The organism is uncultured Thiothrix sp. (assembly GCF_937873765.1).
Taxonomy (GTDB): Bacteria; Pseudomonadota; Gammaproteobacteria; order Thiotrichales; family Thiotrichaceae; genus Thiolinea.
In genome coordinates, this window is sequence record NZ_CALMZC010000013.1 from 124,172 (window position 1) to 137,149 (window position 12,978).

Sequence of the window (12,978 nt, forward strand, 5' to 3'; positions counted from 1 at the left end):
CCATCTTGAGTTCTGGAAAGTTTTAGCATGAACACAATACCACGCCGCATCCTCCTTAAGCTTAGCGGCGAAGCTTTAATGGGTGATCTCGATTCTGGGATTGATCCTATTATTTTAAAACGCGTTGCCACAGAAGTTTTAGAGGTGCGTGCACTCGGCGTGCAAGTGGCTTTAGTGATTGGTGGTGGCAATTTATTTCGTGGTGCAACTTTAGCAGCGGCTGGCATGGATCGTGTGCGTGGCGATCAGATGGGGATGCTGGCTACCGTGATGAATGCCTTGGCGATGCAAGATCAAATCGAGCAGTTGGGTGGGACTTGCCGAGTTATGCCAGCTTTAACGATTGCGCAAGTCGGGGAGGCTTACTCAGCGCACCAAGCCCGTCGTTATTTAGATCAAGGTGATATAGTGATTTGTGCCGCTGGCACAGGTAATCCCTTTTTTACTACTGACACGGCAGCTAGTTTGCGTGCGGTCGAGTTGCAAACCGACTTATTACTGAAAGCGACTAAAGTGGATGGTATTTATACGGCTGACCCGAAAAAAAATCCCAATGCCACGCGTTACGAGCGCTTAAGTTTTGATGAGGCGATTGCGCAACAACTAGGTGTAATGGATTTAACCGCTATGGTGATGTGTCGTGATAATCACCTACCATTGCGAGTGTTTGATATGTTTGCTGCAGGTGCTTTACATGCGATTGTGCGCGGTGAGCCTGTCGGTACTTTAGTCGAGGTTTAAAAATGATTAGCGATATTATGAAAAGTGCGGAAGCCCGCATGCAAAAAAGTATTGAATCCCTGAAAAATGAATTAACTAAAATTCGTACTGGCCGTGCCCATCCTAGTCTGTTGGATCATATTTCAGTTGATTATTACGGCACACCCACAGCTTTAAGCCAAGTCGCCAATATTGCGATTGAAGATGCGCGCACCTTAAGCATTACCCCTTGGGAAAAGCCCATGGTCGCGGTGATTGAGAAAGCAATTCTCAAGTCTGATTTAGGCTTAAATCCAGCGGTTGCAGGTACGGTGATTCGTGTTCCCGTTCCAGCCTTAACCGAAGAGCGGCGGCGCGATTTAGTCAAGATTGTTAAACATGAAGCTGAAGGGGCGCGGGTAGCCATTCGTAACATTCGTCGTGATGCAAATGGCGAGTTAAAAGCTTTAGAAAAAGACAAAACGATTTCTGAAGATGAGGAACGCCGCGCTGAAGAGGGTGTGCAAAAGCTCACCGACAAGTATATTAAAGAAGTAGAAGCCGTTTTCGAGAAGAAAGAAAAGGATCTGATGGCTATTTAATGGCCTTGGAGCGGGCACATGCAAGCTGAGAAAAAAGCCGTTCCACGGCATGTCGCCATCGTCATGGACGGCAATGGGCGTTGGGCAAAAGCACGTTTACTGCCCCGCCTCATTGGGCATCAACGCGGCGTCGAATCAGTGCGTAAAGTGATTCGCGCTTGTAATCAGGCTGGAGTGGAATGCCTGACCTTATTTGCTTTCAGTAGTGAAAACTGGAAACGGCCTTTAGAAGAAGTGAGCGGCTTGATGTCGCTCTTCATGCTGGTTTTAGAGCGCGAGACTGCTGGCTTAATTCGTCACAACGTGAGCATGCGCTTTATTGGTGATCGTTCTGCTTTTTCAGGCTCTTTACAAGACAAAATTGCAGCGGTTGAGCAGCAAACCAGTCATTGCACGGGGATGCTACTCTTAATTGCTGCGAATTACGGTGGGCGCTGGGACATTTTGCAAGCCGCTCGAAAGCTCGTCGCGAAGCTAGCAAGTGGCGAGTTAAGCGCCCAAGAACTCACTGAGCAAGCCTTAGATCAAGAACTATCTACCTTTGGTTTGCCTGAGCCAGATTTATTTATTCGCACTGGTGGGGAACAACGTATTAGTAATTTTCTCCTCTGGCAATTGGCTTATACGGAGCTGTATTTCACTGATAAATTATGGCCAGAATTTGATGAGCAAGCCTTACAAGAAGCTTTTAAGGCTTATGCCAATCGGCAGCGCCGCTTCGGTATGACTAGCGAGCAAATCCAAAACCAGCAAGGAGATGTGCATGCTTAAGCAGCGGATTATTACTGGCGTTATTCTTGCTGTGTTTGTCTCCCTCGCGATTTTTCTTCTCCCCAATCCTCTTTTTGATCAGCTTGCCCTCCTATTGATGGTAGGGATTGGCACTTGGGAGTGGGCGAATTTAACAGGGTTTACAGATAAGCAAAGGCGTATAGGGGCAGTGATTGGCAGTATGTTCATTGCGGATCTAATTTATTTAATAGCCCCTCCCTTATTGCCGATTTTATTACTGAGTTTGGCTACTTGGGGATTTATCTTATATCTCTTACGCAGTTATCAGCCAGATACCACTTATTACAAAACTAAACCTTGGCTCTTGCGCGTACTCTGTGCTTTAGTCCTAGTTCCAGCTTGGTACACTTTAGTTTATTTGCATGATTTGCATTATGGCTATGTGTTTTATGTGATTAGCTTAGTCGCCTTTGCGGATATCGCTGCTTATTTTTCTGGAAAACGTTTTGGGAAGACCAAGCTAGCACCTAGTTTGAGTCCGGGGAAAACACGTGAAGGTGCTGTGGGTGCTTTAGCAGTTACTTTAATCTGGGCTTGTCTTTGCGCTCTCTACACTGATTTGAGCTTTGGTAGTGGTCTAGTTTTTGTCTTTTTCTCCATGTTAGCGGTCGTGATGTCGATTGCTGGTGATCTATTTGAAAGCTTAATCAAACGGCAGGCAGGTGCTAAAGATAGTGGCACTTTGTTACCTGGGCATGGTGGCATTTTAGATCGTATTGATAGTTTAGTAGCGGCCATTCCGATTTTGGCACTAGGGCTTTTTGTCATAGGCAAACTGTAAACAATGAGTTTAAAAGCACTAACGATTTTAGGTTCTACAGGTAGCATTGGGCTTAACACCTTAGATGTAGTACAACGCCATCCTGAACAGTTTAAGGTCTTTGCCTTAACTGCGAATCACAATATTGAGCGCATGTTCGAGCAGTGTTTGGTTTGCCAACCGCGTTATGCGGTGATGCTCAATGAACAAGCCGCTCAAATTTTAGCTAAGCGCTTAAAAGCCGTTGACTGTGTAACTGAGGTCTTAGCCGGTAAGGCGGCTTTAGAACAAGTAGCCGCTGCGCCTGAAACCGATTATGTGATGGCGGCAATAGTTGGAGCGGCTGGCTTATTACCGGCTTTAGCGGCTGCACGTGTAGGTAAACGGGTATTACTGGCGAATAAAGAAGCCTTGGTCATGTCAGGCCAGCTTTTTATGGATGCTGTGTGCGAGCATCAGGCAGAGCTTTTGCCGATTGATAGCGAGCATAATGCGATTTTCCAATGCTTACCCTTACAAGGTCGACAGGGTGTTGAACGAATTCTTTTAACTGCTTCTGGCGGGCCATTCCGGCAGCGCGCTTTAGCAGATTTATATACAGTCACACCTGAACAAGCCGTTGCACATCCTAATTGGTCGATGGGGCAGAAAATTTCGGTTGATTCGGCCACTTTGATGAATAAAGGCTTGGAGGTTATCGAGGCAAGTTGGTTGTTTGCTATGCCTTTAGAGCGGATTGAAGTGGTGGTACATCCGCAAAGTACCATTCACTCCATGGTGGCCTATAATGATGGTTCGGTGTTGGCACAATTGGGTAATCCTGATATGCGCACGCCGATTGCTTATGCTTTGGGTTGGCCTGAGCGTTTAGCCTCTGGGGTTGCAGCTTTAGATCTGTTTAAAGTCGCGCGTTTGGATTTTGAAAAGCCTGATTTTCAACGCTTCCCATGCTTGAACTTAGCTTATGAGGCACATGCGCGAGGCGGATTCGCGACTATTGCTTTAAATGCTGCCAATGAAGTTGCGGTGCAGGCTTTCTTAGAACGGCGTATTGGTTTCATGGATATTCCACGTTTGGTCAGTGATGTGATGAAATTGGCAGATACAGGAACCCCTATACACTTAGAGGATATAATTATTCAGGATGAGGTAAGCCGCAGCGTTTCATCATCGTGGATAAAAAATAATAGAAAGCTATGAACCTACAAAACTTGCTGATCATTCTTCCCGCCTTTCTTCTCACCATTGGTATTCTGGTGACCGTGCACGAATTCGGTCATTTCTGGGTGGCACGCCGTTTAGGTGTTAAAGTTTTACGCTTCTCAGTAGGCTTTGGTAAGCCTTTGTGGACGTATGTTTCGCCTAAGGATCAAACAGAATACGTGATTTCTGCTTTACCCTTGGGTGGCTATGTCAAAATGCTGGATGAGCGCGAAGGCGAAGTGCCTGCCGAAGAGCTGCATCGGGCTTTTAACCGCCAGAATGTCTGGGTGCGCATGGCGGTAGTCGTGGCAGGGCCATTGGCGAATTTTATTTTAGCAGTACTTATCTATTTCTTTGTATTTGGGGTGACGGGTAATCCAGCCATGCACCCGTTTGTTAAGCCGATTAAAGAGACCCCTGCTGCTTTAGCAGGCTTTCAGCCCGGCGATAAAATTATCCAAATTAATGAGCAACCCGTTGCAACTTTTGAAGAAACTGCGCTGACTATCGTCGAAGAGTTTCTATTGACTAAATCCTTAAAAATTCAAGTTGAAACGAAAGAAGGTAACTGGGCAGAGCGCAGCTTAGATTTAAGCAATACACCCTTGTTCAAAGAAGAAAATGATGTGCTCTCTAAAATTGGTCTGGAACCTTGGGCACCTAGACTCGATTTGATGCTTGGGCAAATTGTACCGGAGTCTGCGGCAGAGAAGGCAGGCTTACAATCTAAAGATAAAATTCTCTCCGTCGATGGGAATAAGCCAGAGAATGCTGAGTCTTTTGTCAAATATATTCAGCAGCATCCCAATCAGCCCATTGTGTTACAAGTGGAACGAGCTTCGGGTGTGAGTGATATTACCGTTACGCCTGTCTTAAAAGAGAAAGAGGGTAAGCAAATTGGGCAGATTGGTGCAGGGATTGGTGAGGTCGTGCCGACTGAACTTTTGTCCACCTTACAGTTTAGACAACGCTTAGGCTTGCTGGATTCTGTCACGAAGAGCCTTGAAAAAACATGGCAGATGTCGATTGTAACGCTCAAATTGATGGGTCGGATGCTGACTGGTGAAGTTTCTCTGAAGAATATTAGTGGCCCGGTGACCATTGCTAAATACTCGGGTGAAACCGCCTCTGCAGGCTTGCCGTATTATCTAGGCTTCCTTGCGGTAGTGAGCATTAGCTTAGGTGTATTGAATTTATTGCCTATTCCAATGTTGGATGGTGGGCATCTGCTGTATTATGTGATCGAAATTGTTAAGGGCAGCCCGGTGTCCCCTCGTATTGAGGAATACGGACTTCGGTTTGGCATGGCTGTGGTGGGATGCATCATGGTGCTTGCGGTGTATAACGACATTATGCGGTTAATCAACTAATGAAAAAACAGACACTTTCTTGGGCCATGGTAAGCGGCTTGTTAGCAGCATCGCAGGTAGTTTGGGCTGCCAGTTTTGTGGTGCAAGATATTCAAGTGAGTGGCCTAGATCGTGTGGCTCAGGCAACCGTCCTCAATTATTTGCCTGCGCGTGTCGGGCAACCGTTTGATGATAATCGTTCTGCCGAAGCGATTCGTGCTTTGTACGAAACGGGTTTGTTTGATGATGTGCAACTGGCTCGGCAAGGCGATGTATTAGTAGTGAAAGTGGTAGAACGTCCGGCAATTGGTGAAATTAATGTCACCGGCAATTCTAAAGTTTCCACCGAGCAATTATTGCAGGCTTTAAAAGCTGCAAATGTTGGCAAAGGCGATATGCTAGATAAGGCGGCCTTGCTAAAAATGCAGCGCGAATTAGAAGCCCAATATCTGAACATGGGGCACTATGGTGTCAACATTGACACCACCCTTGAGCCGCTTGCGAATAACCGAGTAAAGGTCAATATTGCGGTTAAAGAAGGCGGAATTGCGCGTATTAAGCAGGTAAAAATCGTCGGCAATAAAGCGTTCACTGAGCAAGAGCTGCTCTCGCAGTTAGAGTCTGGAACACCACGTACTTTATCCATTCCAGCTTTCAGTAGCCGTGATAAGTTTGCTAAAGAAAAATTAGTCGGCGATTTAGAAGCGCTTAATTCTTTCTATCGGGATCGTGGCTATCTAAATTTTGAGATTGTGTCGACTCAAGTCTCGCTGACACCCGACAAACAAGGCGTTTTTATCACCATCAGTGTGAATGAAGGTGATCAGTATAAAATTGGTACGGTCGATGTCTATGGGGTTGAGCGCTTAACCAAGCAACAAGTCCAAGACTCGATGAAATTGCGCCAAGGTGACATTTTCTCGCAGAAAGCTTTGGAAGAAAGCCGCAAAAACTTATCTACTTACTTAGGTGAGCAAGGGTATGCCTTCTCTAAAATTGGCGCAAAGCCTGATATTGATGAAGCAGGCAAAATCGTTAATATTACGTTGAATGTAGATAGTGGTAAGCGGACTTATGTGCGCCGGATTAATATTCGTGGTAACAATCGCACGAAAGATGAGGTCTATCGCCGCGAGTTGCGTCAGTTGGAAAGCTCTTGGTTTGCGGCTGAACAAGTCGAGCGCTCTAAAGTGCGTTTGCAGCGCTTACCTTATGTTGAAGAGGTACGCATTACCACAGAGCCAGTCGCAGGTACACCGGATCAAGTAGACTTAAATGTGATTGTGAGTGAGCGCTCTTCGAATCAATTCCGGATTGGTGCTGGCTATTCCCAATCCCAAGGTTTATTAGTCAATTTAGCAGTTACTCAAGATAATTTCATGGGTACTGGCAAACAATTGGAAGTAAATATCGATAACAGCGAGTCGAACCGTAATTTCCTGATTTCTTATGATAATCCTTACTATACGCCTGAGGGTTTAAGTCGCGGCTTTAGTATCTACTACAATGAATACGATGCAGCCGCTGAGGATATTTCGGCGTATGCATCGGATAAACTCGGCGCAAATGTGAAATTTGCCTTCCCGATCAGTGAAAATGATTCAGTGAGTTTCACCGCAGGGGCTGAGCAGCGCAAAATTATTTTAGGTAAGGATCCTGCTGATCACATCAAAGATTTCACTGCTAAGCATGGTCTAGAATATAAGCAATTACCGCTTACTTTAAGCTATGTGCATGACACCCGTAATCGCAGTGTATTCCCGAATGCGGGGCAACGACATCGCATCTCTGTGCAAGGTGCTTTACCGGGTAGTGATTTGCAATACACCAAATTCTCTTACGATGGTGCGCTTTACAAAGCGATTAATGATGATTATACCTTCTCTTTAAAAGCCAAAGTGGCCGTCGGTAAAGGACAAGGTGATTTAGACGGTTTACCTTTCTTTGAAAAATATACTGCAGGCGGAATTCGTTCGGTGCGTGGTTATGAGCAAAATAGCTTAGGTCCTATCGATTCCAAAGGGGATGCTAAAGGTGGCGATGCCCTATTAACGACGACGGCTGAAGTTTTATTCCCTATGCCGTTCGCTGCTGATGTGAAAACCGTGAAGATGAGCGCCTTTGTAGATAGTGGTAATGTATTTGATACCTCCGATAGTTTTAAATCTTCAGAATTACGCTATTCCGCAGGGCTAGGCGTCGTGTGGTTATCACCGATTGGCCCCTTTGAAGTGAGCTATGCTAAGCCATTAAATGCAAAAGATGGCGATAAAGAGCAAAGCCTACAATTTAGTATCGGCGCCTCCTTCTAAGGAGGTTTTGCTCCAAGAATTAGGATAGTTAGTGTGCTGCGTTTAGCGCTTATTGGCTTGTTGTTCACTCTAGGCATGCAGTCTGCGCGGGCGGAAGATACAAGCCTGCCTTATCGTATTGCTGTGGTTAATGTCGTGAAAGTGCTAGAGCAAGCTCCGCAAGCTGCCGCAGAAGGTAAGCGCTTAGAATCTTTATTTGCTGCGCGAGAAGCTGCTTTAGCGCAAGAGCAATTAGAATTACAACGAGCGCGGGAAGCCTTGCAAGCCACCGGTGACAGTTTACCTGAAGCTGAGCGGATTCAACGTGAGCGTGAGCTACGTACTTTAGAGCGTGATTACAGCCGTAAACAAGAAGATTTGCGTGAAGAAATTCGTTTTGCTAAAGATGCGGCTTTAGAGAAAGTTCAAGAACAAGTTGAGCAAGCCGTTGAAACAGTACGGGCGGAAGGACAGATCGATATTGTCTTCCGTGAGAGTAATTACATTGTTGCTAGTGCGCGAGTGAATCTTACCGATAAGGTTTTAGCTTATTTGCAGCAGCAATTCGATACTCAGCAAACACCCGCTGCTTCAAGCGATTCAAAGGGGACGGGGTCTGTCAGCGGAGAATAGTCATGTCTAAAACTTGGACGCTCGCAGCACTTGCCGATGCTACGCAAACAACTGTACACGGCAACGCAGACAAAACGATTCAAGCCGTCGCTTCCATCGAGCAGGCTCAAGCTCATGAGTTAAGCTACATTCGTGATCGCAAGTATTTTAATCTGCTTAATACGTCAAAAGCGGGCGCTTTGATTCTCACGGCTGATTTAGCGGCGCAGTACCAAGGCAATGCCCTTATTAGTAAAAATCCCTATCTAACTTATGCACGAATCGTCACCCTGTTCAATCCGCTGCACCGTCCCGCAGCCGGTATTCATCCTAGTGCGGTGATTGCTGAAGAGGTGAGTTTAGGTGCTGATGTACATATCGGTGCTAATGTGGTGTTAGAGTCGGGTGTAACAGTAGGTGCGGGCACAGTCATCAGTGCAGGTTGCTATTTAGGACGTAATGTACAGTTAGGCGCGCAGTCTTTGCTTTATCCAAAAGTAATGCTGTATAGCGACACTGAAATTGGCGAACGGGCGATTATTCACTCAGGTGCAGTCATTGGTGCTGATGGCTTTGGGTTTGTGCCAGAATCGACAGGCTGGTATAAAATACCGCAAATTGGCAAAGTCATTTTGGGGAATGATGTCGAGATTGGGGCTAATACTTGTATTGATCGGGCAGCCATGGGAAGTACTCGCCTTGGAGATGGAGTGAAGTTAGATAACCTCATTCATATCGCGCACAATGTGCAAATCGGCGATCACACTGTGATTGCGGCCTGTACCGGTATTGCAGGTAGTGCCAAGATTGGTAGTCATTGCCAAATTTCTGGGATGTGTTCAATTGCAGGGCATTTAGTCATCGCTGATCGGGTCACGATCACAGGCACTAGCTTTGTAATTAACTCAATCACTGAGCCGGGTGTGTATTCTTCAGGGGTCACCGTTGAAGAGCACGGTTTATGGCGTAAAAATGCGGTACGCTTCCGGCAGTTAGATCAAATGGCGAGGCGCTTAGCTAGCCTTGAAAAGCAATTAGCTGAGCTACAAAACAATAAGGATTAAGGCTCTATGTCCGGCATGAATGTCAATGAGATTAAAAATTTCCTCCCCCACCGCTATCCATTTTTGTTGGTAGATCGGGTTCTTGAGTTGGAAGCAGGGCGCTATATCAAAGCGATTAAAAATGTCACAGCAAATGAGCCGTTTTTTAACGGTCATTTTCCCGAAAAACCAATTATGCCCGGTGTGCTGATTATTGAAGCCATGGCACAGTCTACCGGTTTATTGGGGTTTCGTACGATGAGTGCTGAGCCACAGCCGAATACTCTGTATATGCTAGTTGCGGTGGATAAAGCCCGTTTTAAGCGTCAAGTAGAGCCGGGTGATCAACTACTCTTAGAAGCTGAGATCGTTAAGAAAAAAGGTATCATGTGGGTGTTCAACACCAAAGCCACCGTTGATGGCGAGCTAGTCGCTTCTGCTGAATTAATGTGTGCTGCCAAAGAAGGTGCCATTTGATTCACCCAACGGCTCTTATTCACCCTAGTGCTCAGTTAGCGGCCGATGTAGAGGTCGGTGCTTACAGCATTATTGGCGAGCAGGTGAGTATTGGGCGTGGTACACGAATTGCTTCACATGTTGTCATCGAAGGCCCAACCCGAATGGGCGAAGATAATCATATTTTCCAGTTTGCGTCAGTCGGTGCGATTCCTCAGGATAAAAAATATAAAGGTGAACCCACCGAACTCATTATCGGTGACCGTAATGTGATCCGCGAAAGTTGTACTTTGAATCGTGGTACTGCTCAAGATAAGGGCAAAACTGTGATCGGGAGTGATAACTGGATTATGGCCTATGTGCATATCGCGCATGATTGTATCGTGGGTAATCATACGGTTTTTGCCAATAGCGCCACTCTAGCAGGCCATGTGGTAATTTGTGATTATGCGATTTTGGGCGGTTTCACTTTAGTGCATCAGTTTTGTACGGTCGGCGAATATGCTTTTACCGGTATGGGGAGTGCGATTGGTAAAGATGTGCCACCGTATACCATGGTAAATGGTGCACCCGCTATTCCACGTGGCATCAATGCAGAAGGTTTAAAGCGTAATGGCTTTTCTAGTGAAGCTATTCAACGCATTAAAGATAGCTACCGCTTACTCTATCGCCAACAAATTACTGTCAAAGAAGCACTCGCACAGCTAGAAGCTGACTATGGCGAGTTTGAGGATATTCAACGCTTGATTCAGTTTGTGCAAGCTAGCCAACGTGGGTTAATTCGCTAAAATGCAACGCATTGCGATTATTGCAGGAGAGGCTTCAGGCGATTTACTGGCTGCTCGTTTGATTCTAGCACTCAAAGCTTTAAAGCCTGATTTGGTGTTTGAAGGGATTGCAGGGCCAGAAATGCAAGCAGCCGGTTGTACCAGTCTGTTTCCAATGGAAAAGCTTTCAGTCATGGGCTTAGTGGAGGTCTTAAAAGATTTACCAGCCTTGCTGTCAATTCGGAAACAACTCAAAGAGCGTTGGCTGGCGACCCCGCCGGATTTATTTATTGGCGTGGATGCACCTGATTTCAATTTGCCCTTAGCGGCGAAGTTACATGCTGAAGGCATCCCCACTGTGCATTATGTCAGCCCGTCCATTTGGGCTTGGCGTGAACAGCGTGTGAAAAAGATTCAAGGCAAGATTGATTTGATGCTGACCTTGTTTCCCTTTGAAGTCGATTTTTATAAAAAGCATCAAGTCACGGCACAATTCGTCGGTCATCCTTTAGCCGATGAAGTACAGTTTAACGCGAGTGTTCAAGAGGCACGTCAGCAACTGAGTTTAGATTTAGCTAAACCGGTACTGGGTGTGTTACCGGGTAGTCGCACTAAAGAAGTACAAGCTTTAGGTGCTGTTTTTTTACAAACAGCACAAGTCCTAAAAGCGAAGTATCCAGACTTACAAATCGTCATTCCAACAGTACGTGCTGATTTGAAAGCACAGCTACAAACCATCCAGCAAACAGTTACACCTGATTTATCTATCACGTATTTAGAGGGTCAGTCACGCTTATTGATGCAAGCCGCAGATTATCTGCTGATGGCTTCAGGCACTGCAGTCTTAGAAGGTATGTTAGCCGGACGCTTAATGGTGGCTGCTTATAAAGTCTCGCCATTGACTTGGTGGTTGGTACAAACCTTTAAGCTCGCCAAAGTGAAGTATGTCACCTTGCCCAATAATCTAGCCGGTGAAGAGTTAGTGCCTGAGCTGTTGCAGGATCGAGCGAATCTAACTGAATTAGTAGCTGTCATTGAGAGTCTCGTGCAGCTACCTGCTGAGCGCCGTCATTATATTTTTAAGCGCTTTCAAGCATTGCATACTCAATTACATTGCGATGCGAGCGCTAAGGCTGCACAAGCCATTATGGAGCGTTTCACATGAGTCAATTTCGGTTGGTTGCTGGAGTTGATGAAGTGGGGCGCGGCCCTCTAGCCGGTGCAGTCGTCGCGGCAGCTGTGATATTGCATCCTGCTCAACCCATTATCGGCTTAGCAGATTCTAAAAAACTGTCTGCTAAAAAGCGTGAGGCTTTAGATCTCGAAATCCGCAGTAAAGCTTTAGCTTGGAGTCTTGGCCGAGCTGAAGTCGAAGAAATTGACCAATTAAATATTCTACAAGCTAGTTTCTTAGCGATGCAACGTGCGCTAGCAGGCTTAGCAGTCCAACCTGACCATGTCCTGATTGACGGTAATCGTTGCCCTAAGATGGCTTATTCCATGGAAGCAATTATTGGTGGCGATGCCATCGTACCGGCTATCAGTGCTGCTTCCATTTTGGCTAAGGTCAGTCGCGATGCTGAATTAGTCTTGTTAGATCAATTATATCCCGCTTATGGTTTTGCTCAACATAAGGGCTATCCCACTCCTTTCCATTTAAATGCCATTCGTCAGTATGGGGTTTTGCCTATTCATCGCCGCTCATTCAAGCCCATTAAAACGCTGTTTCCTCACTAATTCTCCTTGTCAACCATTCGTTTTTGATTCTTCCCCGCTTGTCCTATTAGCTTTGGATGTTTATAGCGGTGTCCGTTACAAATGCTCCTGACAGCGATCGACAAGATTAAACAAGGAAGATGTGCTCGGTTAAGTGCTTCAAATGGATTGCTGCATGCGTGACTAGATCAAAAAATGCAAAGCCAACTAGATAGTCTAAAAAAGCTTTGCCAATGTTAAATGAGTGTTTAGGAGAATCTAATAATGACACTTTCTGTGAATAATAATACAGGTAGCACTGGTAATATTCAGGGTTCAACTAGTACTACCGCAACTACCAACTATGGTGGTTCATCAGGTTTTGATTTTGCTTCTTTATTGTCTGGCGGTGGCTCCTCTCAGTTCCAAATGCTGTCTTTAATGATTTCCTTGATCATGCAGTTATTGCAAAGTGTTCAAGGTCAAGGTCAAGGTCAAGGTCAAGGTCAAGGTCAAGGTACTGGTCAAGGTACTGGTCAAGGTACTAATAATAATGGCTGCAACACCTGTGGTGGCGGTCATCAACATGGTTCTCAAGGCGCACAGGGTGCTCAAGGTGCTCAGGGTTCTACTGGCCAAACTGGCTCACAAGGTAGTGCTGGTACTAATGGCACGAATGGTGCTCAGGGTGCTCAGGGCAGTGCTGGTA

At 45.9% G+C, this 12,978-nt stretch carries 13 protein-coding genes and 1 pseudogene; all 14 read left to right on the forward strand.

The genetic code is table 11. From position 1 onward, the window contains the following. Window positions 1-27: 27 nt before the first annotated feature. Window positions 28-741, forward strand: coding sequence for a UMP kinase (gene pyrH / locus Q0307_RS03105; RefSeq protein ID WP_298656362.1), 714 nt, complete (start codon window positions 28-30; stop codon window positions 739-741). Window positions 742-743: 2 nt separating this feature from the next. Then, a complete protein-coding gene (gene frr, locus Q0307_RS03110) occupies window positions 744-1,301 on the forward strand; it encodes a ribosome recycling factor (protein WP_298656365.1) in 558 nt (185 codons plus the stop codon). A gap of 18 nt (window positions 1,302-1,319) precedes the next feature. Next, window positions 1,320-2,072 carry an isoprenyl transferase gene (locus Q0307_RS03115; RefSeq protein WP_298656368.1) on the forward strand — a complete coding sequence of 251 codons (753 nt, stop codon included), beginning with the start codon at window positions 1,320-1,322 and terminating at the stop codon, window positions 2,070-2,072. Further along, window positions 2,065-2,874, forward strand: a complete 810-nt coding sequence (locus Q0307_RS03120; protein WP_298656371.1) for a phosphatidate cytidylyltransferase — start codon at window positions 2,065-2,067, stop codon at window positions 2,872-2,874. Before Q0307_RS03115 ends, Q0307_RS03120 begins: the two co-directional genes overlap by 8 nt. A 3-nt stretch (window positions 2,875-2,877) precedes the next feature. After that, the gene (gene ispC / locus Q0307_RS03125) at window positions 2,878-4,053 is read left to right on the forward strand and encodes a 1-deoxy-D-xylulose-5-phosphate reductoisomerase (RefSeq protein ID WP_298656374.1); all 1,176 of its coding nucleotides are present in this window, start codon (window positions 2,878-2,880) and stop codon (window positions 4,051-4,053) included. Then, complete coding sequence (gene rseP / locus Q0307_RS03130) at window positions 4,050-5,426, forward strand: RIP metalloprotease RseP (RefSeq protein WP_298656376.1); 1,377 nt, start codon at window positions 4,050-4,052, stop codon at window positions 5,424-5,426. The genes ispC and rseP overlap by 4 nt, the downstream gene beginning before the upstream one ends. Beyond that, complete coding sequence (bamA, locus tag Q0307_RS03135) at window positions 5,426-7,717, forward strand: outer membrane protein assembly factor BamA (RefSeq protein WP_298656379.1); 2,292 nt, start codon at window positions 5,426-5,428, stop codon at window positions 7,715-7,717. Before rseP ends, bamA begins: the two co-directional genes overlap by 1 nt. Window positions 7,718-7,750: 33 nt before the next feature. Beyond that, entirely contained in the window at window positions 7,751-8,329 is a 579-nt protein-coding gene (locus tag Q0307_RS03140; RefSeq protein WP_298656382.1) for an OmpH family outer membrane protein, read from the forward strand. A gap of 2 nt (window positions 8,330-8,331) precedes the next feature. Then, a complete protein-coding gene (lpxD, locus tag Q0307_RS03145) occupies window positions 8,332-9,372 on the forward strand; it encodes a UDP-3-O-(3-hydroxymyristoyl)glucosamine N-acyltransferase (protein WP_298656385.1) in 1,041 nt (346 codons plus the stop codon). Between the two features lie 6 nt (window positions 9,373-9,378). After that, window positions 9,379-9,828 carry a 3-hydroxyacyl-ACP dehydratase FabZ gene (gene fabZ / locus Q0307_RS03150; protein WP_298656388.1) on the forward strand — a complete coding sequence of 150 codons (450 nt, stop codon included), beginning with the start codon at window positions 9,379-9,381 and terminating at the stop codon, window positions 9,826-9,828. Next, on the forward strand, window positions 9,825-10,595 hold the full coding sequence (gene lpxA, locus Q0307_RS03155) for an acyl-ACP--UDP-N-acetylglucosamine O-acyltransferase (protein WP_298656390.1): 771 nt from the start codon (window positions 9,825-9,827) through the stop codon (window positions 10,593-10,595). The genes fabZ and lpxA overlap by 4 nt, the downstream gene beginning before the upstream one ends. A gap of 1 nt (window position 10,596) precedes the next feature. Further along, window positions 10,597-11,739, forward strand: a complete 1,143-nt coding sequence (gene lpxB, locus Q0307_RS03160; RefSeq protein ID WP_298656393.1) for a lipid-A-disaccharide synthase — start codon at window positions 10,597-10,599, stop codon at window positions 11,737-11,739. Then, window positions 11,736-12,311, forward strand: coding sequence for a ribonuclease HII (rnhB, locus tag Q0307_RS03165; RefSeq protein ID WP_298656396.1), 576 nt, complete (start codon window positions 11,736-11,738; stop codon window positions 12,309-12,311). Before lpxB ends, rnhB begins: the two co-directional genes overlap by 4 nt. A gap of 243 nt (window positions 12,312-12,554) precedes the next feature. Next, window positions 12,555-12,978: pseudogene (locus Q0307_RS03170) on the forward strand (hypothetical protein); the annotation flags it as partial.

Coding starts and splice junctions, on each gene's coding strand:
- pyrH (WP_298656362.1), top strand. CDS start 28: ATGAACACAATACCACGCCGCATCCTCCTTAAGCTTAGCGGCGAAGCT.
- frr (WP_298656365.1), top strand. CDS start 744: ATGATTAGCGATATTATGAAAAGTGCGGAAGCCCGCATGCAAAAAAGT.
- Q0307_RS03115 (WP_298656368.1), top strand. CDS start 1,320: ATGCAAGCTGAGAAAAAAGCCGTTCCACGGCATGTCGCCATCGTCATG.
- Q0307_RS03120 (WP_298656371.1), top strand. CDS start 2,065: ATGCTTAAGCAGCGGATTATTACTGGCGTTATTCTTGCTGTGTTTGTC.
- ispC (WP_298656374.1), top strand. CDS start 2,878: ATGAGTTTAAAAGCACTAACGATTTTAGGTTCTACAGGTAGCATTGGG.
- rseP (WP_298656376.1), top strand. CDS start 4,050: ATGAACCTACAAAACTTGCTGATCATTCTTCCCGCCTTTCTTCTCACC.
- bamA (WP_298656379.1), top strand. CDS start 5,426: ATGAAAAAACAGACACTTTCTTGGGCCATGGTAAGCGGCTTGTTAGCA.
- lpxD (WP_298656385.1), top strand. CDS start 8,332: ATGTCTAAAACTTGGACGCTCGCAGCACTTGCCGATGCTACGCAAACA.
- fabZ (WP_298656388.1), top strand. CDS start 9,379: ATGTCCGGCATGAATGTCAATGAGATTAAAAATTTCCTCCCCCACCGC.
- lpxB (WP_298656393.1), top strand. CDS start 10,597: ATGCAACGCATTGCGATTATTGCAGGAGAGGCTTCAGGCGATTTACTG.
- rnhB (WP_298656396.1), top strand. CDS start 11,736: ATGAGTCAATTTCGGTTGGTTGCTGGAGTTGATGAAGTGGGGCGCGGC.